Raw genomic sequence first — 25,774 nt, forward strand, 5'->3', positions numbered from 1 at the left:
CAAGTATTATTATTTTAAAGGGTTTAAAAGGCGTATTTTGATCTCTTTAGAGTATATTCCATGTTAATATTTGTAATATGTTTTAAATTTATTAGAATTTTTATTTTAATAATTAAAACATTTTTATATCTTATTTAATGGTTTAAATAGTTTTAATAGATTAAATGTCCTTTTTTAAGGATAAATTATGTTGATATGCAGTGATAACGATGGCTAGGGTTTATAATTTAAGATTTAAAGCATTTTGCTGATTTTTGCTTTGTTTGTTGTTTTGATGACGGGTTCTGTATCTGCAGCGAACACTACCTGTGTTGTAAGTGTTTCTTCTTGGGGTAATGCTTCTAATAATTATAATGCTGAGCCTGTTATCAGTGCTGATGGTCGTTACGTGGTTTTCAGTTCTGAAGCAACGAATCTGGTCCCTGAGGATGGTAATGGTTGTGATGATATCTTTGTCCGTGACATGCTACTTGGAGTTACAACCCTCATAAGTCACCCCAATGGTGGTGAATCCAATGGTAACAGTTATGCTCCCTCCATCAGCGGTGATGGTCGTTACGTTGCTTTTGTTTCCAGTGCCACTAATCTAGTGTCTGGTGATGGTAATGGTTGTGATGATGTTTTCGTCTTCGACAGAACGTCAGATTCCATGAAAAGGATCAGCTTGGCTGTAAATGGTACTGAGGCGAATTCATATAGTGATACTCCTTCAGTAAATGGTGATGGTAGGTTCATTGCCTTTGTATCCGATGCCAGCAACCTGGTAACTGATGATGGTAACGGTTGTTCTGATATATTCCTCTACGACCAGACCTTGAATAAACTTTTAAGGATAAGTACAGCTTCAAATGGCACAGAATCTGATGGAATGAGTTATGAACCGTCCATCAGTGGTGATGGTCGTTACGTGGCCTTCACATCCTATGCTGATAATCTTGTCAGCGATGACACTAACTGGAGGAAGGATGTCTTTGTTTTTGACAGAATTTCAGGTTCACTTGAACGCGTCAGTGTTTCAAGTACTGGACAGGAGGCAGTGACAGATAGTGATCATCCTTCCATCAGTGCAGACGGCAGATACGTTGTTTTCACATCGGGCTACATCCGACCGCGTGTTGCATTGGCTGCAGCACGCTTCAGCCACAGTTATGTGGATAGTCTGGTTCCGGGCGATGTTAACGGTTTTACCGATGTTTTTGTTAGGGACAGGTTGCTCAACACAACACAGATTGTAACCATGTCCTGGAACGGTACAGGAACTGATGCAGATAGTTTTGGCCCTTCTGTGAATGCTGACGGTACGAAGATAGCCTTTGGGTCATGGGCTGACAACGTTGTGGTGGATGATAACAATGGATTGCCTGATATATTCCTAACTTCGATCAGTGCACCCTTAAATGTGACAGGGAATTTGCAGCCTGTCATTGTAAGGTCCGGTGATAAGGTAACTGTCACTGCAAATGTCAATAATCCTGCAGTCAGTGTAACAGCTTTGATACTCCAAAAAACTTACAATCTCACCCAATCATCAAATGGTGCGTGGACATTGCAGTACACGGTACCTGGGGTTTCTAGTGGTGTTTACAGCGTTATTTTAACGGTGCTGGATTCATATGGTAACACTGGCACTGTTGATTTAAACTTCACTGTGGATAACACGGCCAACTGTGAAGGGCAGTGTAACACCTGTTACACTTAGAACAGGTGGTAATTTGACTGTTAAGGCTTCTTCTGATTCTGATACTCAGAGCGTTACTGCCCTTATTTTGGGTAAAACCTACACACTCAAGAAACAGGCAGATGGAACCTGGACAATACCGTACACGGTTTCCAGTGGAAACGGTAAGTATAACGTACTTCTGAAGGCTGTTGATGCTTTGGGAAATACAGGCAGCACAACCCTGACTTTCACTGTGAACAACCCTGTGGTTAATCCCAATCATGGAACCGCTTCCACATCAACTTTACCAGCATCAAGTTCTACAAAGACATCACTATTTCCTGTATCTGGTTCCACCATAAAATCTTCATCATCTTCTGGAACACATGGCCACACCACAGGTGTTTCAACTGTTAAAGGCGGTTCTCAGAGTACTGTGGCTGGCAAGGTGGTTTTTCCTGTCTTTGGTGGGGGTTTGTCTGCTATATCTTCATCGTCTTCTGGTTTGTTGGATGGGTTTTTGAGTTATGCGGGTAATTCTTGGGCTTGTAATGTGAAGGGTTCTGTTTATGGTGGTTCTGCTGCGTTTTTGGAGAATCCTTTTAATCCATTTTTTTATCAGTTTTATACATGGGATAAGTTGATTCAGGCTGGTCAGAAGGCTTGGACAACCGGTAATGTTTGGGATTTCTTTAACTATGATTTTTTCCATATTTACGGTTACAGTAACCTCGACCATACGTGGGGTGGGGAAAATATTAAGCAGGTTATTAAGTTCTTTACGGGTGTGGATGAGAATGGTGATTTGTCTGTTGGGAGTTTTTTACTCCTTTTAGTTTCAGTTATTCCTATTGGTCGATTGGGAACGCTTGCAGGTAAATTACTCACCAAAAGCTCAGTACTTATGAAGTATTGGCGTAAAATTCAAGAACCTGTGACTGGGCTTCTCAGAAAATTGGGTATTTTTACAAAGGATCCTGTTGAGGCTTTTTTGGGTGTTTCTTCGAAGTTGAGTTCTTTGTTGGATCCTAGTTTGGGTTTGATTCCAGCGTGTTTGGAGTTGGTTGCGGGGATTTCTGGCAAAGAAGTGTTGAGGAAAATTATTGAGAGTTCTGTTTATAAGCGTTTGTTTGGTTATGATACTGTGAAGTCTGTTACAACTATTTTTAATCCGAATAGTTGGAATCCAAATAATATTAAGAAGGCTTGGAATGAAACCATAGAATCTGTTGTTAGTAATGCTAAGTGGTTGGGCAGTACGGTGAAGGATATTGGTAAGAAGCTAATTGTCGAGGGAAAGAAACTAATTCCTAATGCAGTGAAAGTGGCAACCAAAAAAGTTGTTAATAAAGTTAAGAATACAGTTAACACAGTCAAGAAGATTGTGAAAAACACAGCTAAAACTGTTAAGAACACTGCTGTTAAAATTGTTAAAACAGCTAAAAAGGCAGTAAAAACCGTTAAAAAAGTGGTTAAAAAAACTGTGAAAACCGTTAAAAAGGCTGCTAAGAAAGTAGTGAGAACCGTTAAAAAAGTGGTTAAAAAAACTGTTAGAGTTGTTAAGAAAGTTGCAAAAAAAGTAGTTAAAACAGTAAAAAACACGGTAAAAAAAGCTGTTAATGCTGTGAAAAATGTAGGCAAAACTGTTGGAAAAATCTTAAAATGGTGGTAATAAGATGGGAATTTTTGATCCTTTAAGGTCTATTGATAGTTTAAAGAAGAGTTTGGTTGATGAGTTTGGTTATGTTGATGGTTTGGAAGGGGTATTAGATGATATTTTGGAGTTGACGGGGTCGGATGTGTATTGGGAATATTTTAAGGCTTTTAAGATGGAGGATGGTGTTAGTGGGGAGGATTTTGAGTATAGTGATGCGGAAAAGGGTAATATTCGTGTTGTGAATCTTGCACGTGAGAATTTAAGTAGTCCTGTGCTTTATTTTCCACCTATTACGGATTTAGTAGAATTTTTAACTTTTTATGTGATGTATCGTGTTTTTGAGGATATTTATTATGTTTATAAAGGTAGTTCTCTTGTTCATGAGGATTTTATTAGGCTATTGTATGGTGGTTTGGATGAGCGTGTTATGAGGGGATTAGACCAGTTTGACACACTTACTAACCCCCAAGAGGTTACTGCTGAATACTTCCTCAAACTTAAGAAAATGAACTGGAAAGACAAAAAAGTGAAAAAGTTACACGGAAAACTGCATGAACTTAATTGTGATAAGTTTATAGAAGAACATAAAACTGTGGATACTAAGTTCACGGCTACGGAGGGTGCTTTTATTTTGTTTCTTGCGGCTTGTTGTGCTGTGAACGATGATCGGTTGGAGATAGTGGAATTTGATCTTTTAATGGCTTATAAGACTTATTTCAAGCTTTTGAACACGGATATTACTAGGTTGATGTGATGGTTTATGGGGTTTAGGAATTTTTTTGCAGTGGTAGCTGCAGTGGTTGTTTTCATTGGATCGGGTACGGTAATTGCTTTGTCCGTGGGTTATATTGGTCAATCCCCAGGAAATCTGCTTATAAGGATTATGGGTTTGTTTATATGTTTTGTGCTGGCTTCGGTGGTTTATAATCTTATAAAGGTTGATACTGTTGATGGTACTGTTGAAAAGGAAAAATCCAGTGTAAAAAGTGAAGATATCTCCAGGAAGCTTGATGAAATAAAAAATAATAAAACATAAACCCTATTTATATCAGCTGTGATACTATCTTCATTGCAATATTTAAAAAAATAATACTTTTAAGGAGTTGATTTTCATGATTTCAAGAAAGACTGTGGGAGTTTTTGCAGGAATTTTAACCTTTATAGGGGTAATGGTGCTTTTTGCCATAGGTATTCAAACTTTATGGCCTAATTATGAGCCAAGTGACCATCCATTTGATAGATTAATTGTTTTAACTGTTTCAACTGTACTGGCATCATTCGTTTACAACTTAATAAAGGGAGAAGAACCAGAAGAGCCAAAAGAGGTTAAAACTTATTCAAACAAGGAAATCAGCAGAAGACTTGCAGAAAGTAGGGGAGAAGTTTCATCGGTATCTGTGCCTGATCAGGAACCAGTTCAGGAAGCAGGGGGCCTTGAAAGAGAAAATGCTGAAACTACAACTTCAGGACTTTTCAACGAAAAGAACTTCAAATACGTGGAAAATTCAGGTAAAGAAATTGTTAATGAAATTGAAGTGCCACCTGCATTACATGATGAAAATACCCCTGAAAAACATTTTAAAGAAGAAACAAGAAAACCACTGGACATGGAAGTACCTTCAAAACCTGTAAACTCTTACTCCCATGTAAAATCTCACTCTGAACCTTCAAATGATCATGAACCGTTACATACAAGTTACAACCGTCTTCAGACATCTTCAAAACCTGTGTACTGTCCGGCATGTCACAAAGCGAACATTGAAGGTGCACTCTACTGTGCAGAGTGTGGAACAGAGTTGGTTGAGTACGCAACACTTCTAAACAGGTTTCTGGCGTTTCTGGTGGATTTCATAGTCCTGGGGGTCTTCAGTTTTGGATTGCTGATAATCACCATAATGGTGATTCCAAATTCAGACACAACCAACTCTGATCTATCCACGATGGTATGGTTGGTTCTGAGTTTGTTTGCTTCATTCATCTACTTCGTACTCTTTCAGATAGAAGGTCAGACAATTGGTAAAATGGCCATTGGAATAGAGGTTGTAACAGATTCTCCCCATGAGAAGATAGGATTGCTTAAAAGTTTCCTGAGAACCATACTCTTGGTGGTGGATCTGATGCCCTACCTCTTACCAGGCTTAGGTGCCCTTATTGTAATGGCAATATCTGACAAAAACCAGAGAATCGGTGATATGGCAGCCAAAACAGTTGTAATTAAAAAATAAAGGGTATCAAAGACAGAGTTCCTCATCATCCTCACTCCACGGAGGACTCACAACACATAGGAACTTCAAATCTTCCCCTGAAACATTTTCAATCCACTGCACAGCTTCTGGGGGAATGTAAACAGCCTGTCCTGGTTCAACCACACACTCCTCCTCATTGATGTGCATCACGCCGCTGCCCTGAAGTATGATGTAAACCTCAACGGACTTTTTGAGCATGTGGGGTAGTGATTTTTTCCCAGGACCTAAAACTGCATGGGCTATGCTGCACCCCATATCAATGCCCTCATTTCTAGGGTGCAAAAGCTCAGTTAAGAATGTTTCATCCATTGCTTTGAAGTATTCTGATTTTGTGATGTCTTTTATAAGCATAAAACAGTCTCCTTTTTTTATAAATTTTTAATAAAATCAATAGATTTTAATGAATTTTTAATGAAATTAAATTGATGGTCGGGATTAAATTTTAGAATTTAGATTTAAAATTATTATAATTGAGAATTATACGTATGTTATGTATTTATATTAAGACAAACACGATAAAAAAAGCTTAAATCACTTAAAAATAAAAAATAAGGTTTTAAAAAACCTTTAAAGAATTCAGTTAAGTGCTATAGGTCCTTTACCCTCTTCAGCATCTTCACCGTAGAGGATGTTTCCAATCTCCTTGAGCTGGTCCATTCCCTTAACCTCGTGGCTCATGAGTGGTATTTCGGCTATGACCTGGTCGCCGAATTTTTCCTGTATGGTTTTCAGGCGCTGTTCCTGGATCTGTCTCCTGGCTTTACAGAAGTCACAGTCAGCTTCCTCCGGCTGGATCTGGTTGACTATAACACCATCGGTGTTGATGTTGAACTTGTGAAGTGCCTCAACAGCCCTTTCAGATTCGTAGATGGACATTTCCTCTGGTATGACAACGGTTTTGAAGGTTGTTCTCTCAGGGTCTGCCATAATTCCCCTTGCTTCCCTGATCTGTTTTTTGGTTGCTTCAAGGTCCTCCATTGCCTTGTCCTCTTCCTCTTCATCACCCATGAATGGCATGATGTTTTTGAAGGCTTTTGCCATACTTCCAATCTGTCTTCGAACTTTTATCATCTTTCCAACCCATGAATCCATCATTTCAGGGAAGGAAAGGAATCTGAGGGTGTGTCCTGTTGGTGCTGTGTCAAATATGACCATGTCGTACTCATCGGTCATCATGTACTGGAGGAACTTGTCGAATGCAGCTGCCTCATCTATTCCAGGGGACATTGAAGCCATGTCCATCTGGTCCTGCATCATACCCATGTCCATTCCAGGGTTAAGTGCCTGTTGTTCCTTCATCTTTGCCTGATAATCCTTCATAGCAATTTCAGGGTCTATTTCCAATGCTTCAAGGTTTTCAGCTATTGGTGTTGGGTTGTGACCAATGTTCTTTTCGAACGAGTCTGTGAGAGAGTGAGCAGGGTCTGTGGATATGATCAGAGTTTTTTGTCCTTGTCTTGCACACCAGAGTGCTGTTGCTGCGGAGATGGTTGTTTTACCGACTCCTCCTTTACCACCTATGAATACAAATGTTGTTTTTCCTTTGTTGAACTTGAAAAGGTCTTTAAATGCCATTTTATGCCCTCCATTCTTTGTATCAAAAGCAGATAACCTATCTGATTTTCTGTTTGATACGTTACACTGATTTATATGTTATCTTATGTAGATCGATGCATGCTTATAAAAATTGTGCAAATGAATATTATACAAAAGATATATAACTAGAGATCGCTTGGAAGCAGGATTCATAAAAAAAATTTTCAGGGGCTCCAGAGAAGTTCCTAAAATCATTTGAAGTTTTAAAAACTTTGTTGGATTGTTGTTTTTAGTTCCTGCAGTATAACTATTGGAGAATCTAAGAAAAGTGGTACATATGCACGGAGAAAACAGAGGTATCCCTCCTATAAATGAAGAAAAAACCGTAGAAACAATTTGCAACTTCTTGAAAGACAGATTGCGTCAATCAAAAACAGAAGGAGTTGTTATAGGTTTAAGTGGAGGCTTGGATTCATCAACAACAGCTTACCTCTGTGAAAGGGCATTTGGAAGGGACAATATCCTTGGACTTGTAATGCCAAGTGAAACAACATCTAAAGAGGATGTTAAAGATGCAGTGAAAGTTGCAGAGGCACTGGGAATAGAATATGAAACAGTGGAAGTTGATGATTTGATCTCACCCTTCAAGGATCTCTGCATTCATTCAGGTGAGGGTTACAACGCCGCACTTGCAGGTGCCAACCTCAAGGCAAGGATGCGTATGCTCATCCTATACTACCATGCAAATGCAATGAAAAGACTCGTTGTTGGAACAGGAAACAGGACAGAGCTTCTTGTGGGCTACTTCACCAAGTACGGTGATGGAGGGGTGGACGTTCTCCCAATAGGTGACCTCTACAAAAATCATGTCCGTGCACTGGCCTCACACCTCAAGGTTCCAGTTGAAATCATAGAGAAAGCCCCAACAGCAGGACTCTGGGCTGGACAGACAGATGAAGATGAACTGGGCATGAAGTACGAGACGCTGGACAATCTTCTATACCTCTTGGTTGATGAGAAAATGGAAGACCAGGAAATTGCAGATGAACTTGAAATCCCAGTTGAAGAAGTTTTAAGGATAGGAGGAATGGTGTTGGCTGCAGAACACAAACTAAAACCTGCACCAATTGCACTTGTAAGATGAAACTAAGGTTAAACATTAATATAACCTTAATTCATGCTGAAATTAACAGATCTTGAAATTCATTCATGAATTGATTAAAAGGGGATTGAAATGTATTCATTTGTATACATAACAACTTCTGGAGTTTCAGAATCAAAGAAAATAGCAAAAATTCTTCTGAAGGAGAAATTGGTTGCATGCACGAACATAGTTCCAAGGATAGAATCCACGTACCTTTGGAACGGGGAAATAGAAGAGGATTCAGAGTCCCTTTTAATTGCAAAGACCCTCTCAAACAAGGTTCCTGAGGTTACAGAGAGGGTTAAAAGGGTACACAGCTATGATATACCATGTATACTTGAGTTTGAAATAAAAAGTGGTTCTCCGGATTATCTGGAATGGATGAGAAGCGAGCTTTTGGACTAAATCCCTTTGAAATTAAATTCCAGTTAAAAAGATTTCAACACTTCCTTAGGAATTAAAAACCCCAAATTATTCATTAGAATTTAATCCATTGGACTTAAAAAAACATCATCTACAGATAATATCCGCAGATGAAATATCCTTTACAATCAACTAAACCTCTACAAAATTAAACATTCGAATAACCATTAAAATTCATTAAACTAACAAAAATAAATCATTTAATTTATTATGGCGGTGATCAGTTGACAGATATTAAAATTGAAGAGAAATGGCAGAAGAAATGGCAGGAATCAAAATTATTCGAGTCAAATCCAAGTGAAAAGGAGAAAATATTCCTAACGGTGGCTTATCCATACCCAAGCGGTGCAATGCATGTGGGACATGGAAGAACCTACACAGTACCTGATGTTTATGCTCGATTTAAGAGAATGCAGGGCTACAACGTCCTTTTCCCAATGGCATGGCACGTTACAGGTGCCCCTGTCATAGGAATAGCAAAGAGGATCAAAAGACAGGACCCATGGACACTTGATATCTACAAAAACGTCCATAAAGTCCCTGAAGATGAACTTCAGAAGTTCACAGACCCTCAGTACATAGTGAAGTACTTCAGCACAGAGTACCACGATGTAATGAACAGGATGGGCTACTCCATCGACTGGAGGAGGGAATTCAGGACCATAGACCCTCACTACCAGAAGTTCATTGAATGGCAGTTCAGAAAACTCAAGGAAAAGGACCTTGTAAGGATAGGGGAACATCCTGTTAAGTACTGTCCAGAATGCCAGAATCCTGTAGGGGACCATGACCTCCTGGAAGGTGAGGGTGTTGGAATAAACGAACTTACCCTTGTAAAATTCCAGATTGGAAACGATTACCTCGTTGCAGCCACCTTCCGTCCTGAAACCCTTTTCGGAGCTACAAACCTCTGGCTTAACCCTGAATCAGAGTACGTCCGGGTAAAAGTTGATGATGAAACCTGGATCGTGAGCAGACAATCCTACGACAACATAATCAACCAGAAAAAGGATGTATCAATAGTATCAGATGTCGATGCTCCCTCAATGATAGGTAAATACGTTAAAAACCCATTAACAGGTGCTGAACACATAATACTGCCTGCATCCTTTGTTGATCCCGAGTATGCAACAGGTGTTGTTTACTCGGTACCGGGGCATGCTCCAGCAGATTACATAGCACTCATGGATCTTAAGGCTGACACGGAGCAGCTTGAGAAGTACGGTATAACAGAAGAAGTTCAGGCACTGCAGCCTGTTGGTATAATAAATCTCAAGGGCTTTGGGGAGATACCTGCCCAGGAGATGATCCAGAAGTTCGGGGTTGAAAACCAGAACCATCCAAAACTCAAGGATGCCACAAACGAGATATACAAACTCGAACATGCAAAGGGAGTAATGGCAGAAAAGACTGGTGAATACAAGGGACTTTCAGTATCTGATGCAAGGGATAAAATCATAGAAATCCTTGTGGCAGATAAAAAAGGAGACATCATGTATGAATTCTCTGAAAGACCGGTTATATGCAGGTGTGGAACTAAATGTGTTGTTAAAATCCTTGACGACCAGTGGTTCCTCAAGTACTCCGATGAAAACTGGAAGGAATCCACCTACAAATGTCTTGAAGGCATGAACATAGTTCCGGAGGAGGTTCGCTCCAACTTCAACTACTACATTGGATGGCTTCAGGACTGGGCATGCTCAAGAAGGCTGGGACTTGGAACGAAGCTTCCATGGAACAAAAACTGGATAATCGAGCCTTTAAGCGACTCAACCATCTACATGGCCTACTACACCATTGCCAAGTACATGAAGGATGTAGACCCCGAGGATCTCAACGATCAGTTCTTCGACGAAGTCTTTTTAGGCCTCAAATCCGGTGAGGGGTACCAGGGAAATATAAACAGGCAGATGATTGAGAACATAAAGAATGAGTTCGGCTACTGGTACCCACTTAACTGGAGGCTTTCTGCTAAGGATCTGGTTGGAAACCACCTTTCATTTCACATGTTCCACCACTCAGCAATATTCCCAGAGGATAAATGGCCACAGGGAATAGTTGTATTTGGAATGGGCCTTCTTGAAGGCCATAAAATGTCATCATCCAAGGGAAACATCATCATGCTTGAGGATGCCATAGAGACCTATGGATCCGATGTTGTGAGACTGTTCTTGATGTCCTCTGCCGAGCCATGGCAGGACTTCGACTGGAGGGAAACAGAGGTCAAGGGAATAAAAAAACGTCTTGACTGGTTCATGGAATTTTCAGACCGTGTTGATGAGATATACGGCTCTAAAATAGATCTCAATGATCACATGTCAGTTCCTGAGGTTGAGAAACCTGTGAACCGCTGGATGCTCAGCCAGGTTAATATGAGGATGAGGGATGCAACTGAAGCCCTTGAAGGATTCCAGACAAGAAAAGCACTTCAGGAATCTCTTTTCCTCTTCAAAAAGGATATAGATCACTACTTCCGTCGTGTAAACCATGAGCTGGACGATGAAACTGCAAGGGAGGAAATAAGCAGGGTTTTAGCTTACATCCTTGGAGTGTGGATACGTTTAATGGCCCCATTCGTGCCACATGCATGTGAAGAACTCTGGAATAATCATCAGGGCAAAGGATTTGCATCAGAAGCAGACTGGCCTGAGTACCATGATGAAGTCATTGATGAGAAGGTGCAGAAGGCTGAGGAAATTGTTCAAACCCTTGCAAACGATATCAACGAGATAAAAAAGATCATAGATGTGAAACCAACAAAGATACACGTTTACGTTGCTCCAGAATGGAAGTGGAAGGTTTTTGATATTGCCAAGGAAGTTGGAAAACCAGATATCGGCAGGATAATGGGACAAGCCTCAAAACAGAACATCCACGATGATAAAAAGGAAATTGCAATGTTTGCAAAGAAAATAGCCCGTGACATGACCCGTATAAAGTACGTTGGCCAGATCGATGAGTACTCCATAATCAAGGACGCACTTGAGTACCTCTCAGGGGAAGTTGATGCAGAGGTTATTGTCTATGATGACCCCACCTACGACCCCGAGGGTAAATCAAAGAATGCATCGCCATACAAACCTGCAATATACATGGAATAAACTGGTTTGATGTTTCAAAACATCAATTCAACTTCTTTTTTTATTTAAACTGTTTTAAGTATAAATTCCCATTAAAATAATTCACATTCAGTTTGTTACACCTTTTTTTAAAAGAGCTCCTCCATTAAACAACTCTTCTGATAATATTTGGCATAGATTTGGGTGTGAATCTGGTAAACTATTATACATATCCTTTACAATCTTATTAACATAGATTTTAAGGAAGTGAAAAAATATGGTTAAAGAAATGATTCAATGGAGACCTATTATAATTGGAACAGCCATTGCTGTAATACTTTACTTCGTATCTTACTTCATAGCTGGTGTGAACTTAATGTTCCCTCTCCTGATGCTTGGAGGACTTCTTGTGGGTTACATGGTTGGTGGAGACACCAAAAATGGGGCATTCAACGGCACCCTCATGGGATTGGTGACTGGTGTCATAAACGTGATCCTACTGATTGCCATGATCATGATACAAGGTGCAAGCACGACCCTCCTAGTTGCATTAGCTGTAACACTCATCATATACCTGATAATGCAGATAATTCTTGCAGCAGCAGGTGGAGTTTTCGGATCACTGGTGAGAGCAGAATCAGAACTTGAAAGATCTTCTCCAGAGGAATCTGAATAAAAAAGAAGATCTAAGGATCTGTAAATCCATCTCACGATGGGTTTGGAGGTCCTACTTTTTTTAAAACATTTTCACAGATTTTTTTTAATCAAATAACTTCATTTATCAATAACTTAAATCAAAAAAAAATCAGTTGATGGTCCTTTTTTATTATCCGTCCTATTATATTATTCTAAAAAAATTAAAAGGAGTATTTTAAGTTTAGAATAAGAATTATAACAAATATATGGTATTAAATTGATTTAATGAAGTTTTTAAGTACTCCAATGCCTTCAACCTCAACCTCAACGGTGTCTCCTATTTGCATTGGCCCCACACCTGGAGCGGTTCCTGTACCAATGACGTCACCGGGTTTGAGGGTCATAACATGGGATATGAATTCAGCGAGCTCATAAACATTGAATATCATGTTTTTGGTGTTGGAATCCTGCTTCACGGCACTGTTGAGTTTTAAGGATATGCGTTGATCCATTGGATCAAGCTCAGTTTCGATGCAGGGACCTATTGGTGCGAACGTATCGAAGCTTTTAGCACGGGTCCACTGAATATCCTTACGCTGTTTGTCACGTGCAGTCACATCATTCAAGATGGTGTAGCCACCTATAAAATCAGATGCATCATCTTTGTTGACATTATGACATTCTTTTTTGATGACTATCCCCAGTTCTGCCTCATAATCAACCTGTGTTGAAGATGGGGGGTATATAACATCATTAAGATGTCCAGTAACTGCAGTTGAGGGTTTTATGAATATAACGGGTTCCTCTGGAAGTTTCATGTCCAGCTCCTTTGCATGGTCCCTGTAGTTCAGTCCAACGCAGACAACCTTTGAGGGGGATACTGGTGGCAGCACATCCACATCACCCAGACTGTAAGAATTTTCTGTCTTAAATTCGTGGATATCTGAAGCATTGAGGGCCTCAAGCATAGAACAGTTGATTTTGGTTATCTCATCATCATTTAAGAGCCCTGTTTTTTCAACACCATCTGCTTTGAATCGTAGTAGTTTCATGTTAACACCTGATTGATACTATAAAATTTTAGAAGGTTCCCCTTGCATTTTATAATTAAAACCTAAAATATTAAAACCTAAATTCGTATAAAAAACTTAAAAAAAATTAAAAACTAATAATTTAAGAGATTTCTATGAAGTTTTGAATGTTTTGGAAGTTTCTATTAATATTCTTTGAATTAGGTTTTGATCAACCTTTTAAAAGGTTGTTTAGATGATCCTCTCTATTGGCACAACCAGTATGTCCCGCGCACCTATCTTCTTTAATTTGTTCACGAGGTTGAAAACATCTTTCTCATCCACAACTGCATGAACAGCCATAATTCCCTTTTTTGATAGTACGTTGGATACTGTTGGGCCTGTGAGTCCTGGCATGGCCATTTTCACGTCTTCAAGGTATTCCTCTGCAACGTTCATCATAACCAGTTTCTTACCCTCAGCGTCCAGAACGCCCTTTATTCCTGTTCTTATTGCTTCTACCTTCTCATTCTTTTCCTTGAAACTCTTTTTATTGGCGATGAGCTTTATGGAGCTTTCGATTATGGTCCCTATTATCTTGAGGTGGTTCATTTTAAGGGTTGTACCTGTACTTGTGAGGTCGGATATGATGTCTGCAACACCTATGAAAGGTGCAATTTCAGTTGAACCGCTTAACTCCACGATCTTGGCATCGATCCCCATTTTTTTGAGGAATTTCTCTGTTAAATGTGGAAATTCGGTTGCAACAACTGATCCATCCTTTATATCGGATATGTTGTTAATTGGAGAGTCTTCTGGAACTGCAAGCACGAGTTTGGCACTTCCAAAGTTCAGATCCTCCAGTATCTCCACATCTGCTTCGTTCTCCTCTATGAGGTCCATGCCTGTTATTCCAAGGTCTGCAGCACCATCAGCAACAAATTCAGGGATATCTGCGGCCCTTGTGAACATGACACTTATCTCCTTATCGTAGGTCTCTGAAAAAAGCTTTCTGTTGGCAGTGTCCTTCACACCAATACCTGCCTTGCCCAGAAGCTGGACAGAAGGGTCACTGATTCTCCCTTTTGACGGTAGAGCTATTCTTATTTGCATTTAAATCCTCCTGAAATGAAATATTCAATAACACGTTAAAAGCATGATTTTAAAACGTTTAATTTTAAATTATTGTTCATGTCTTGATTCCATGGGATTGAAGAATCCCTGTGAATTAGCAACATAATAGGTTTATGAATGGTAGATATTTATGTTCTTCCATTAAAATATAAAGAGTTCAAAAAAATCATAAATTTCATGATAAGGGGGTTGCACGTGGAAACAAAAACCATTCTCATAAAAAATGCCATAATAATTGGTGATGAAATAAAAAAAGGTTCATTGATCACAGAAAATGATAAAATATCCGAGATAGACTATTCAAATTCCTCTTTAAACCATGCTGATGAAGTGATAGATGCTGAGGGAAAGGTTCTATCGCCTGGACTTGTCAACACCCACACACACCTCTCAATGTCCCTAATGAGGGGTCTTGCAGATGACATGCCCCTTGACACCTGGTTGAACGACCATATATGGCCTGTTGAGGCCAACCTTGATGGTGAACATTGCTATGCAGGTGCTATGCTGGCCTGTGCAGAGATGATACGATCCGGAACGACCTGCTTCAACGACATGTACTTCTTCATGGACCATGTTGCAGATGCCGCTGATAAGGCAGGGATAAGAGGAACCCTTTCCCATGGGATGATAGACCTTGGAGATGAAGAGAAGAGGAAGGCAGAATTTAAAGAAACCCAGAGAATCATAGATAAATGCCATGAAACTGCAGATGGCAGGATAAAAGTAGCATTCGGACCTCACTCTCCCTACACCTGCTCAAGGGAACTTCTTGAGGGAGTTAGGAAGGAGGCAGATAAACAGGGCCTCAGGATCCATATCCATGTCTCTGAAACCCAGAAAGAGGTTGAAGATGTTATGGAGGCCAGTGGGAAAAGGCCATTCGAGTACCTGGACGAAATCGGACTTCTGGGATCTGATGTCCTTGCAGCCCACGCAGTCTGGCTTGACGAGGATGAGATGGACATCATAAAGGAGAGAGGTGTTGCGCTGTCCCACAACCCTGCAAGCAACATGAAACTGGCATCAGGAGTTTCGCCTGTGTCAAAACTCCTAGAAAAAGGAATCTGCATGTCCCTTGGAACTGATGGAGCTGCATCCAACAACAACCTGGACCTCCTCGAGGAGATGAAACTTGCAGCCCTACTCCAAAAGGTCACAACCCTTGATCCAACTGCAATGCCCGCTCAAAAGGTTTTTGATATGGCAACACGCGGAGGTGCAGCTGCACTTGGACTTGAAGATGAAATTGGAACCATAGAGGTTGGAAAAAAGGCAGATCTCATTTTAGTGGATATGAAATCCTCAAGTCTGACCCCACTGAGAAATCCAATTTCCCACCTTGTTTACTCTGCAAACGGGGCAGATGTTGACACAGTCATCTGCAACGGGGAGATGCTAATGAAGAACAGGGAACTTCTCACCATAAATGAGGTGGAAGTGATCTCAAGGGCTGAGGAAGCATCAGAGGATCTTTTGTCGAAACTGTGAATTCGATTACCCATTTTTTTATTTTTAAAAATTGGAATTCATATTCAAATCATATTGACTTTGAAACTTGAAAGATATTACAAAATAAAAAATTTTCAGGAGAAAAAGGATTCATGGATCATCCAAAAAATCTAATACTATTCGACATAGATAAAACGCTGCTTGTAGGTTCTCATTACCATTACATGGCAATGAAACATGCAGTACTTGACGTTTACGGAATAAAAAACCCAAAATCAGTTGCAAACCTCCAGGGAATGACGGACCTTCAGATACTTTGCAACATACTTTCACAGGAAGATCTGGACGAAGAAACAATAAGAGCAGGTGTCCATGAATGTATGAATCGAATGGCCTCCTACTTCCAGGACAACCTCTTCAAAGAGAATCTCATACCTCTGGCAGGAGCAAAAAATGTCCTTGAAAATCTTAAAATGATTGGTATACCAACAGGACTCGTTACAGGTAACATGGAACCCATAGCATGGCTTAAACTGGGTAAGGTGGGTCTCAGGGAATACTTCAAATTCGGTGGTTTCGGTAACGAAGCTGCTCAGAGGAGTGTGGTTGTAAAACTGGCCCTTCAACGTGCTGATGATATTTATGGAGCTTTTGACAGAAAAAACGTGTTCGTTGTTGGTGATACACCACGGGACATACTTTCAGGTCAGAAGTCTTGTGTTAGAACAGTTGGGGTGGCAACTGGCGATTTTGCTGTGGATGAACTGGAGGCTGCAGGTGCAGATTTTGTCCTTGAAAACCTTGAAGACATCCAAGGAATCTTGAAGATAGCTTCAGAAAGCGGAATAGATGTGAATCCAGATTCATATCCAGTACAGCATTAAAAACTCTGGATTAACCGTTAGATGCTTTATCTAGTTTTATAAATCCTAAAACAATTTTTCACTATTTATTTTTTATTATCTAAAAACTGTTTATAGAACCTGTAGGTCACAAGTAGTGCCATGAAACTGTCAAGTGCATCTCCACCAGCATTTTTCTTCATATTCTCAATGCAGGATTCATCAACCTCCAGATCAAGGCCATCAAAGGATTTTGAAGTCAATTCATCAACCATAAGCCTCCGGTTTTGACTTTTTGTTGATTCATTCTCGTTTCCTTTGTAGGGAATGTAGATGTTCCTTTCCTTCAAGATCAGTCCCGGATAAACCTCCAGGAGCCAGGGTATTCCGGGAATGGCCTGTGTGTAGGGTATTATCGATACGGAGCCCATAAGCGGTGATAGAATGTCCTTCATGCCGTGGTAGGTTTGCTTGTATATCCAGAGGTTGTAGGGTGAAAGTGGGGCTCCCATTTCCACCTCAACTTCCCTTCTTTTTTCACGACCTCCAGTCATTTTCAGACAATATTTTCTGAAATATTTTGCGTTAAAAAAGTTTTTGTGGAAGTTGTTGATGAAATCATTCCAATTGGCACCATCGAGGCACTCCTCTGGAAGACTGAATGAAAAATCCATCCCAAAAACTCCAGATGAGTTTTCAAGTACCAGATTTCGGATTTTCTCGTAGTAAACCTCTTTGGATCCTAAGTTGCCCCAGAGGGATTTCGCACTTTCTGTGTACTCAACAGTAATTCTATCCTTCTTTAAATGCCCCTGGGACATCCATATCTTATTTCCAGGATCTTTGGCGGCACTGAAGTCCAGGCCGAAGATGTTACGTTTCATAGATCTCACTAAAGTTACGGTTCATGATAGTCATTAGATCATTTTTATTGAATGAACTACAATAAATTATAATAGAATGTTAATATTAGCTTCGTTGTAACGTGGGATCGGTGGTATGTATGGCCCAATATTTCCGAGAGAAGATGGAAACCATGCCAAGGGATGAACTGGATTCCCTTGTGGATGAAAGGATACGCTACACAGTTAAATATGCCTATGAAAACTCTCCCTTCTACAGGAAGTGGTTCGATGAAAACCATGTGAATCCACAGGATGTGAGGGAGCACGAGGATTTAAGGGAACTACCCATAATATCTGGTAAAACCGTCAGGGAGAATCAACCCCCTGAAACAGAGGCATTCAAATTTAAATCCACTGACTGGAAGGATGTATTCACCATCCACGAGACCAGTGGAACCAGTGGAACACCAAAATCTTTTTTCCTAACGTGGGATGACTGGAACCGCTACGCAGAGAAATACGCCCGTGCATTTGTCTCACAGAACTTCACATCTGGAGACAGGGTTGTTGTATGTGCATCCTATGGAATGAATGTAGGTGCCAACACCATGACCCTTGCAGCCCAGAAGATAGGTATGACCATAATACCTGAGGGAAAATGCACCTTTCCAGTGCGCATAATGAAGAACTATGAGCCCACAGGAATAGTTGCCAGTGTGTTCAAGCTCCTGAGACTCGCAAGTCGAATGGAAGCAGAAGGCATAGATCCACAAGAATCAAGTATAAAAAGACTTATAGCTGGTGGTGAAAGCTTTTCAGAAGAGTCGCGTGCCTATGTTGAGGAAGTATGGGACGTCCCTGTCTACAACACCTACGGCAGTACAGAGGGGACCATGTGTGGTGAGTGCAGTGAAAAGGCAGGTCTCCATGTGCCTGAAGACCTTGTGCACCTGGACGTCTATGATCCACAGCTTGAAAACTTCGTTGATGATGGGGAGTGTGGTAGAATCGTACTCACAACCCTCTTGCCTCCTGGAGCAAAAACTGGAAACCTTCTTTTGAACTACGACACAGATGACACAACCGTGGTTGTGACCAGAGAGAAATGTGACTGTGGCAGGACGCACATGCGTATTTTGAACCCGCAGAGAGAAGCTGAAACAGTCTGGGTCATGGGTTCACCATTCAACAGGGTTGATGTGGAGCAGGGAGTCTTCCAGAGGGACAACATGGATCACCTGACAGGGGAGTACGAGGCCTTCATCTACGGGGATGAGGAGGAGGTCACCATGAGGGTGAGTATGGAGTGCAGGGACCCTGCAAGCTGCGACAGGGACATGATCCAGGACAGATTCCTGAAATCCTTCCTCAAATACAAGCCTGCCCTACATGAGGCACATGCCGATGGAAGCTTCAACATCATCTTCAACTTCACGTCACAGGAAGGCCTTGAATTTTACAATGTAAGGGGAAGACCTAAACGTTTGGTTGACCGTCGCTGAAAGATTATGGAAGGCAAGTCATGGTATCTGAAATACTAAATGGGCGACCAAGAATTACTCGGAAATCATAGAAGTTTTTGCCTTGCAAGCTACCTCTGAAGATGGTCAATAATTGAATATTCAGAAAAATGGAGAGTTTTTGACTTCTTTAGCATTTATTTTAAGGATTACAATTAATCATTTCTCCAATTTTTTCTTTTTTCTTCCAGTCTTTGTCTGTTATGTGTATTGGTATGGATACAACTGTTTCTCAACATTTCACTTCATCAGTCAAGTTACCATCATCTTTCCTTGAGGAGAGCTACAAAAGTTATCAGGGTAATGTTGATTTAATGGTTTAAGCGGGGTTGGTACGGAGGAATTGTTATCATAAATAACATAGGGATCATAGTGATTTTCTATGTTCTGTCATTATCTTTTTTATAGTAGGAGATTGAAACATAGATAACATAGGGATCATAGTGATTTTCTATGTTTTTCAATTAGTGAGGGTGGAACTTATGAATCCATTTAGAAAGAGAACGGGGATATTTCCTTCATATTTTACAGGTAGGGCAGATGAATTAAATCAATTAAGGGAAATTTACGAATCTACAAAGGAAGGTGCCGCAGGACATATAATCATTTATGGTCCTAAGGGAATTGGAAAAACATGTTTACTAATAAAATTTGAAAAAGAATTGAATGACATTGATGAGGTTTATCCTGTACGTATCCCTCTTGTAGAAGGTAATTTTGATGATATTTATAGTTTAATTATAGATAAATGTGCTGATGCTCTTGGAATCAGTGAAGGACATTTTTGGGATAATATTAATTCGTTAGGTGTTAGTCTTCCAGGAATAGGATTTAATGTATCACGAGAAAGGCCTGCTACAAGTCCTTCTATAGCCCTCGAAAAAATATTAAAATCTATTTATAAAGAACTTGAGGGTGATAACCCGGTATTGATCCTTTTATTTGATGATCTCCAAAGGATAATCTCAGATACGGGCCCCCATAAGGTTTTAAGTATCTTACAAAATGCTTTACAGGAACTTAATTTAAAAGAAATGAACATCATGTTCGTTGCAACAGGTGCACATGACATATTCTCACAAATCCAGGATCATTTGGACTCTGCTGTGAGAATATTTGAACCGTACGAACTTAAATCATTGTCTTTAAACGAATTAAGGGATGCTATAGTTATACCTAGCCAAGAAGAAGGAGTTGAATTCACTGAGGAAGTTATAAATTTAATATATGAACTATCTGAAGGAATTCCCTATTACATGCAAGTTATGGCATATAACTGTTTTTCGGATGCTGCTGGTGGTAAAGTTGGAATTAAGGAATTTAAAAAGTCATTTCCACGATCTTTAAGCTTGCTTGCTCAAAGAGAATTCAGAGGAATGCATGAAAAAGCTACGAACGAAGAAAGGAAGATATTGGGCTTAATGGCTGAAAGCGATAAAGAGTTTTTATCATATAAAGAGATTAAAACGGGTTTAAATTTAACTTCAGAGCCTTCATATTGGTTAAAAGCGATGTTAGAAAAGAATTTAATTGTTAAACCATTTAGAGGAAAATATAAACTCAGAGATAGAATATTCAAGGAGTATTTGAGAACTTTATAACCTTAAAGGAAGGAATATGAAGTATGATATGGAAAAGGGGGTAGTTTTTTAAATCTTATTCAAGAAATTTAAATATAAATTTTCATTCCATAAAAATGAGATAGAACGTTCTATAAATTTCAGAAATAATAAAAAAAATGATAATTCGGGAGATAAACTCATGCTCAACGCTGAAACTTACGTCACAACTGGAAAAGGAATTGGTGGAAGGATAAGAACAAAATACGAGGATTTTTACGTTGAAGAAATACCTGAAAGCTTTCCAAGCGGTACAGGACCAAACACATGGTTATTCATAGACAAGATCGGCAGAAACACCCTGGATGTTGTTCTGGACATTGCAAGGGAGCTTCACATCAACCGTAAGAGAACAGGGTTTGCAGGTATGAAGGATAAAGCAGCCCATACAAGGCAGTGGCTCTGTGTGAGCAACGTGGAACCTGAAGAACTCCAGAACCTTGAAGAAAAACTCAGGGGAGTTAAGATACTTAAGGTAATTCCAAACGAGAAGAAGTTAAGGATAGGACAGCTTGTTGGAAACAAGTTCAGAATTCTCATCAGGGAAACAGAGGATCCAGATGCAGATGCCCAGACATCAAGTGAAATACTATCAGAGCTCAGCCTTAAGGGTGTTCCAAATTACTACGGCTGGCAGAGGTTTGGTAAAAACCGTCCCAACACTCACAAGGTTGGAATGGCCCTGGTGCACAACGACATCAAGGGCGCTGTGGATGCTTACATAGGAAACCCCTACCCTGAGGAGGCCGAGCATATCAAAGTTCCAAGGGCACTTTACGATGAGGGAAAGTTCCAGGAGGCCTACGAGAGCATGCCTGCAGGTATGAGGTACGAAAAGATGATGCTCAGGGAGCTCATGAAACAGGGAAGGAAAAGGGGAGAGTTTGATGAAAAGGCCTATAAAATAGCACTTGAAAGTCTTCCAAAACCTCTTAAAAGAATGTTCGTACATGCATATCAATCATACCTCTTCAACAAGGCGGTGAGTGAAAGGTCAAAACTTGGGATCGATCGATACGTTGAAGGAGACATAATAATAGACAACGAGGAACATATAGTTCATGAAATTGATCCAAAAACCATAGATGATGATATAAAGGAGTTCAGGGTTCATCCAACCGCTCCCCTCTACGGTACCAAGGTGCCCCTGGCAGGTGGCGAACTGGGTGAGATGGAAGAGAATGTGCTTCAGGATGAGGGAATAACCCGGGAAGATTTTGAATGCCCGAAAACGCCCCGACTTGGAAGTCATGGACTGCGCAGGGCAATGAGATTCAAAATATGGGACACTTCAGCAACTGCAACTCCAGAAGGGGTTCTTGTGGAGTTTTCCATACCTAAGGGATGTTACGCAACTGCAGTGTTGCGGGAAATTATGAAAGAGGATGTTTACTGATCAAAAACAAGTTTTAACTCCTCTGAATTTCTTTTTTTATTATCCGGGTTAAAATTAGTATATTTCAATGTTTGTATCCATAAATAATCTAAAAACTACTCTAAAACTACTACTAAAATTATTAATTCAAGTTTTTTAGCCTATTTTTTAATATATTTAATATATTTTCAATTTGGACGGTTAAAATAAGTTAAATAATGAAAAAAATCTTTTATTGGATGCATATCTTTTTAAACTCCACATCCATTTTACTGTCCTTAGCATACTCAAATATGTGTCTGCAGTTGCTGCAGCGGATGATGGTCAGTTTTCCAGATTCTTGAGCCTTTTTCAGAACATCCTCTGGAATGCCTTCTGTTTTTTTTGGAACCTTCACTATGTCAATGTTTTTATCAACAGACCCACATTCTGGACATTTTTTGCAGTAATCTTCGGCTTTCATACTATCACTCCCAACTTTCTTCGCATCAACTTAGATAGTATCAATGTATACGAACTAATATATAAAGATTGTTGTTCGTGTATCTACGAACGTATTTGGCTATTGGAACTGCAAGATGTTCCTTTGAAAATCTTGATAAAACTTTTTCCTGTTAAAATTTGGATATAAAAAAGAAGTAATCCTTTTTTATCTTAAAACAAAAAATAAGAAAAAGTTAAGGTTCAAAAATTTGAATTAAATTTTGAACCTCTTTTTCATCTCTTTTTTAGCCCGTTTTTCGATTTCTTTTCCACCTTTATCTTTGACCTGTTTTTCAAGTTCTTTGGTGGCTTTTTTAGCTACAGAATCTAACAGTCCCACAACAATCCCTCCAATTTCGCATTTACTCTTCTGCATATTTTTCAGGTTCTTCATCGAAGGTTTTCTTGCAACCAGGGGCGCAGAAGTAGTACTTCTTGCCTTTGTATTCACTCACCCATTTAGCTGTTTTTTCATCCACATCCATTTTACATATGGGATCCACTGCCATACAACTCACCTCACTCTTTTTTGTTACCTATGTAACATTGAATTTTATAATCTAAATTTTTTATGGATTGAAAAAGATAATCTGATATTATCATGATTTTTTAAGGCTTTTAACCGGAGGAACGTATCCTTTAAGCAGTAATGAAAGGCTAACAACCGTAACAGAGCTTAATGCCATTGCAAGTCCTGCATACTCCGGCCTAAAGGTTATACCGAATGCAGGGTAAAGTGCCCCTGCAGCCACCGGTATCAGAACAACGTTGTAGGCAAAGGCCCAGAATAAATTCAGCTTTATCCGGCCCATAACCTTCCTTGAAAGCTGTAACCCTGCAACAGAATCCTGGAGGTCATCCTTGATAAGAACTATGTCCCCACTTTCTATTGCAACATCGGTTCCACTTCCAATGGCAATTCCAACGTCTGCCTGGGCAAGGGCAGGTGCATCGTTTATTCCGTCCCCTACAAATCCAACAACTTCTCCCTCATCCTGCAGTGACTTGACCTGGACTGCCTTGTCCTGTGGAAGGACTTCTGCAATAACAACATCAATTCCAACCTGTTTTGCAATGGCATCTGCAGTTCTCTGGTTGTCCCCTGTTATCATTGCCACCTTAAGGCCCATCCTTTTGAGCTCCCCTATGGCAGCCACAGTACCCTCCTTGAGGGTGTCTGCGATACCAATTATGCCTTCCATTTCACTGTTGATACCAATCAAAACTGCGGTTTTTCCATTGTTCTCAATTTTAAGGATTTCAGCTTCGATCTTCTTGTCCAGTGGAATTTTCTGTTCCTTGAAAAGTGCCCTGTTTCCAACAAAAACAGTTTTACTATGTCCCTCATCATCAACAATAGCTTTAACACCCTTTCCACCGAAACTATCAAATTCCTTGGTTTTAAAGATGTCCCTCCCCCTTTCACGGGCCTTTTTAACAACAGCATCTCCAAGTGGATGTTCAGAGTTGTTTTCAACGCTTGCAGCGAACTGTAAAATGGAATCTTCATCCACACCAATTCCTAAAACATCTGTAACCTCAGGTTTGCCCTTGGTGAGTGTTCCTGTTTTATCGAAGAGTATGGTTGTGAGTTTTTCTGATACTTCAAGGGATTCACCATTTTTAACGAGTATTCCAAGTTCAGCTCCCCTTCCAATACCAACTGTAACTGCCGTTGGTGTTGCAAGACCCAGAGCGCATGGACATGCCACAACAAGGATGGATATGAGGACTGTGAGTCCAAAGAGCAGTGTGCTTCCCAGTAAAACGTACCATACAACGAAAGCAACAACTGCGGTGGTTAAAACAGTTGGTATGAAGTAGGTCACAGCACGGTCTGCTATCCTCTGCACAGGGGGTTTTGAACCCTGGGCAGTTTCAACGAGTTTTATTATCTGTGAGAGTACGGTGTCCCTTCCGATCTTCAGGGCTTTGAACTTCAAAACCCCGTTTTTGTTGATGGTTCCACCAACAACCTTTGAACCGTCCTTTTTAAATACAGGCAATGGTTCTCCTGTTATTGCAGATTCATCAACATAACTTTCACCCTCAACAACCTCACCGTCTGCAGGGATCCTTTCGCCGGGTTTTACAACCACGGTATCTTTCACCTCAACATCTTCTATGGGTATCTGAACCTCTGATCCTTTCCTGATGATGGTGGCTGTTTTTGGCTGCATTCCAATGAGTTTTTTAATGGCAGTTGATGTGTTGCCCTTTGCACGGGTTTCAAGCCACCTGCCCATCATTAGAAATGCAGCAAGCATTAAGGCAGTTTCATAGAACATGAATTCTGGTGTTAGAACTATGCTGAAGGTTCCAAGGACGCTTGAGACGAATGCAACACCTATACCCATGGAGTACATAACGTCCATGTCCAGATTCCTGTTACGAAGGGCCCTGTAAGCGGCTTTGAATATTGGATAGCTCACGTAGATGAATGGAACTATTGAAACAATGAGCATGAACTCCGACATTGGAATTGGAAGCATGATGTTTGAGTACATGAGCACCATGAGTGGAATGGAAAATCCGAAACCAACAATTATCCGGTTTCTTTTACCATTAAGATCCTCTAATCGTAATTTTTCCTCCAGGTCCTCTGTTTCTTCCCCTTCAATCCCAAGGTACTGGTAGCCCAGGTCATTTATTGCATCCCTCATATCTGCAACCGTTACCATTCTGGGGTTGTAGGTAACGTAGGCCTTTTCAGATGCAAGGTTAACGTTTACACTGCTAACACCATCCAGTTTGCCCATAACGTCCTCTATTGCCTTGACACACATTGCACAGCTCATACCACCAACCTTGATGGTCACCTTCTCGTTGACAACACCATAACCTGCGTCCTCAACTGCGTCCTCAAGCTGGTTGAGCCCGAGCTTTTCAGAGTCGTACTCAACTGTGGCTTCCTCCGTACCGAGGTTAACATGGGCCTCATTAACTCCTTCCATTTTTTCAAGGGATTTTTCAACGTTCAGGGCGCAGGAAGCACAACTCATTCCTGATATCTTAATATTTGCCTTTTTTTTAGTTTTTTTATCCATATTCAGCATCTTCCTGAACTTTTTAAGTACTGATCAATATTATAACATACGTTATGTAATTATACTGATTCATGTGTTTGATCATA

At 40.2% G+C, this 25,774-nt stretch carries 23 protein-coding genes; 14 read left to right on the top strand and 9 right to left on the bottom strand.

Annotation, left to right across the window (positions count from 1 at the left end; genetic code table 11):
* Nucleotides 1-259: 259 nt before the first annotated feature.
* The 5 genes from MCBB_RS00365 (at nucleotide 260) to MCBB_RS11915 (ending at nucleotide 5,542) form a co-directional block, all read left to right on the top strand.
* On the top strand, nucleotides 260-1,699 hold the full coding sequence (locus MCBB_RS00365) for an Ig-like domain-containing protein (RefSeq protein WP_145975977.1): 1,440 nt from the start codon (nucleotides 260-262) through the stop codon (nucleotides 1,697-1,699).
* A 13-nt stretch (nucleotides 1,700-1,712) separates the two neighbouring features.
* On the top strand, nucleotides 1,713-3,332 hold the full coding sequence (locus MCBB_RS11910; RefSeq protein WP_071905745.1) for an Ig-like domain-containing protein: 1,620 nt from the start codon (nucleotides 1,713-1,715) through the stop codon (nucleotides 3,330-3,332).
* A 4-nt stretch (nucleotides 3,333-3,336) separates the two neighbouring features.
* Nucleotides 3,337-4,071 carry a hypothetical protein gene (locus tag MCBB_RS00375; RefSeq protein ID WP_071905746.1) on the top strand — a complete coding sequence of 245 codons (735 nt, stop codon included), beginning with the start codon at nucleotides 3,337-3,339 and terminating at the stop codon, nucleotides 4,069-4,071.
* A gap of 6 nt (nucleotides 4,072-4,077) precedes the next feature.
* Complete coding sequence (locus MCBB_RS00380; protein WP_071905747.1) at nucleotides 4,078-4,353, top strand: hypothetical protein; 276 nt, start codon at nucleotides 4,078-4,080, stop codon at nucleotides 4,351-4,353.
* Between the two features lie 76 nt (nucleotides 4,354-4,429).
* On the top strand, nucleotides 4,430-5,542 hold the full coding sequence (locus MCBB_RS11915; protein ID WP_071905748.1) for an RDD family protein: 1,113 nt from the start codon (nucleotides 4,430-4,432) through the stop codon (nucleotides 5,540-5,542).
* A gap of 6 nt (nucleotides 5,543-5,548) precedes the next feature.
* On the opposite strand, the gene MCBB_RS00390 is transcribed toward MCBB_RS11915, so the two are convergent.
* Both MCBB_RS00390 and MCBB_RS00395 read right to left on the bottom strand, forming a co-directional pair.
* Nucleotides 5,549-5,914 carry a cupin domain-containing protein gene (locus tag MCBB_RS00390; RefSeq protein WP_071905749.1) on the bottom strand — a complete coding sequence of 122 codons (366 nt, stop codon included), beginning with the start codon at nucleotides 5,912-5,914 and terminating at the stop codon, nucleotides 5,549-5,551.
* A 225-nt stretch (nucleotides 5,915-6,139) separates the two neighbouring features.
* Nucleotides 6,140-7,138, bottom strand: a complete 999-nt coding sequence (locus MCBB_RS00395; protein WP_071905750.1) for an ArsA family ATPase — start codon at nucleotides 7,136-7,138, stop codon at nucleotides 6,140-6,142.
* Between the two features lie 298 nt (nucleotides 7,139-7,436).
* Here MCBB_RS00395 and MCBB_RS00400 point away from each other — a divergent pair, with 298 nt between their 5' ends.
* The 4 genes from MCBB_RS00400 (at nucleotide 7,437) to MCBB_RS00415 (ending at nucleotide 12,401) form a co-directional block, all read left to right on the top strand.
* Nucleotides 7,437-8,243, top strand: coding sequence for an NAD+ synthase (locus MCBB_RS00400; protein ID WP_071905751.1), 807 nt, complete (start codon nucleotides 7,437-7,439; stop codon nucleotides 8,241-8,243).
* A gap of 90 nt (nucleotides 8,244-8,333) precedes the next feature.
* Nucleotides 8,334-8,648 carry a divalent-cation tolerance protein CutA gene (gene cutA / locus MCBB_RS00405; RefSeq protein WP_071905752.1) on the top strand — a complete coding sequence of 105 codons (315 nt, stop codon included), beginning with the start codon at nucleotides 8,334-8,336 and terminating at the stop codon, nucleotides 8,646-8,648.
* Between the two features lie 242 nt (nucleotides 8,649-8,890).
* Entirely contained in the window at nucleotides 8,891-11,767 is a 2,877-nt protein-coding gene (gene leuS / locus MCBB_RS00410; protein ID WP_071905753.1) for a leucine--tRNA ligase, read from the top strand.
* A gap of 235 nt (nucleotides 11,768-12,002) precedes the next feature.
* Nucleotides 12,003-12,401 carry a DUF5518 domain-containing protein gene (locus tag MCBB_RS00415; RefSeq protein WP_071905754.1) on the top strand — a complete coding sequence of 133 codons (399 nt, stop codon included), beginning with the start codon at nucleotides 12,003-12,005 and terminating at the stop codon, nucleotides 12,399-12,401.
* Nucleotides 12,402-12,633: 232 nt separating this feature from the next.
* Here the strand turns inward: MCBB_RS00415 and MCBB_RS00420 are convergent, their stop codons facing one another.
* Both MCBB_RS00420 and hisG read right to left on the bottom strand, forming a co-directional pair.
* Nucleotides 12,634-13,413, bottom strand: coding sequence for a fumarylacetoacetate hydrolase family protein (locus tag MCBB_RS00420; RefSeq protein WP_071905755.1), 780 nt, complete (start codon nucleotides 13,411-13,413; stop codon nucleotides 12,634-12,636).
* Between the two features lie 210 nt (nucleotides 13,414-13,623).
* On the bottom strand, nucleotides 13,624-14,484 hold the full coding sequence (gene hisG, locus MCBB_RS00425; RefSeq protein ID WP_071905756.1) for an ATP phosphoribosyltransferase: 861 nt from the start codon (nucleotides 14,482-14,484) through the stop codon (nucleotides 13,624-13,626).
* Between the two features lie 216 nt (nucleotides 14,485-14,700).
* Here hisG and MCBB_RS00430 point away from each other — a divergent pair, with 216 nt between their 5' ends.
* Together MCBB_RS00430 and MCBB_RS00435 are read left to right on the top strand one after the other, a co-directional pair.
* Nucleotides 14,701-15,996, top strand: coding sequence for an amidohydrolase family protein (locus tag MCBB_RS00430; RefSeq protein ID WP_145975978.1), 1,296 nt, complete (start codon nucleotides 14,701-14,703; stop codon nucleotides 15,994-15,996).
* A 113-nt stretch (nucleotides 15,997-16,109) separates the two neighbouring features.
* Complete coding sequence (locus MCBB_RS00435; RefSeq protein ID WP_071905757.1) at nucleotides 16,110-16,841, top strand: HAD family hydrolase; 732 nt, start codon at nucleotides 16,110-16,112, stop codon at nucleotides 16,839-16,841.
* Between the two features lie 65 nt (nucleotides 16,842-16,906).
* On the opposite strand, the gene MCBB_RS00440 is transcribed toward MCBB_RS00435, so the two are convergent.
* Nucleotides 16,907-17,683 (bottom strand): hypothetical protein, encoded by a 777-nt coding sequence (locus MCBB_RS00440; protein WP_071905758.1) that lies wholly within the window; start codon nucleotides 17,681-17,683, stop codon nucleotides 16,907-16,909.
* Nucleotides 17,684-17,802: 119 nt separating this feature from the next.
* Between MCBB_RS00440 and ftsA the strand changes: the two genes are divergently transcribed.
* From ftsA to truD, 3 genes are all read left to right on the top strand, one after another.
* Nucleotides 17,803-19,146, top strand: coding sequence for a coenzyme F390 synthetase (ftsA, locus tag MCBB_RS00445; protein WP_071905759.1), 1,344 nt, complete (start codon nucleotides 17,803-17,805; stop codon nucleotides 19,144-19,146).
* Between the two features lie 500 nt (nucleotides 19,147-19,646).
* The gene (locus tag MCBB_RS00450) at nucleotides 19,647-20,765 is read left to right on the top strand and encodes an AAA family ATPase (protein WP_071905760.1); all 1,119 of its coding nucleotides are present in this window, start codon (nucleotides 19,647-19,649) and stop codon (nucleotides 20,763-20,765) included.
* 160 nt (nucleotides 20,766-20,925) lie between these two features.
* The gene (gene truD, locus MCBB_RS00455; protein WP_071905761.1) at nucleotides 20,926-22,179 is read left to right on the top strand and encodes a tRNA pseudouridine(13) synthase TruD; all 1,254 of its coding nucleotides are present in this window, start codon (nucleotides 20,926-20,928) and stop codon (nucleotides 22,177-22,179) included.
* A gap of 211 nt (nucleotides 22,180-22,390) precedes the next feature.
* Here the strand turns inward: truD and MCBB_RS00460 are convergent, their stop codons facing one another.
* From MCBB_RS00460 to MCBB_RS00470, 4 genes are all read right to left on the bottom strand, one after another.
* The gene (locus MCBB_RS00460) at nucleotides 22,391-22,621 is read right to left on the bottom strand and encodes a hypothetical protein (RefSeq protein WP_071905762.1); all 231 of its coding nucleotides are present in this window, start codon (nucleotides 22,619-22,621) and stop codon (nucleotides 22,391-22,393) included.
* A 234-nt stretch (nucleotides 22,622-22,855) separates the two neighbouring features.
* On the bottom strand, nucleotides 22,856-23,017 hold the full coding sequence (locus MCBB_RS12010) for a hypothetical protein (RefSeq protein ID WP_171899051.1): 162 nt from the start codon (nucleotides 23,015-23,017) through the stop codon (nucleotides 22,856-22,858).
* Complete coding sequence (locus tag MCBB_RS00465; protein ID WP_071905763.1) at nucleotides 23,004-23,150, bottom strand: YHS domain-containing protein; 147 nt, start codon at nucleotides 23,148-23,150, stop codon at nucleotides 23,004-23,006. Before MCBB_RS00465 ends, MCBB_RS12010 begins: the two co-directional genes overlap by 14 nt.
* Nucleotides 23,151-23,240: 90 nt before the next feature.
* Nucleotides 23,241-25,688 (bottom strand): heavy metal translocating P-type ATPase, encoded by a 2,448-nt coding sequence (locus MCBB_RS00470; protein WP_071905764.1) that lies wholly within the window; start codon nucleotides 25,686-25,688, stop codon nucleotides 23,241-23,243.
* Between the last annotated feature and the right edge of the window lie 86 nt (nucleotides 25,689-25,774).

Origin of the sequence: Methanobacterium congolense (assembly GCF_900095295.1) — an archaeon.
Classification (GTDB): Archaea; Methanobacteriota; Methanobacteria; order Methanobacteriales; family Methanobacteriaceae; genus Methanobacterium_C; species Methanobacterium_C congolense.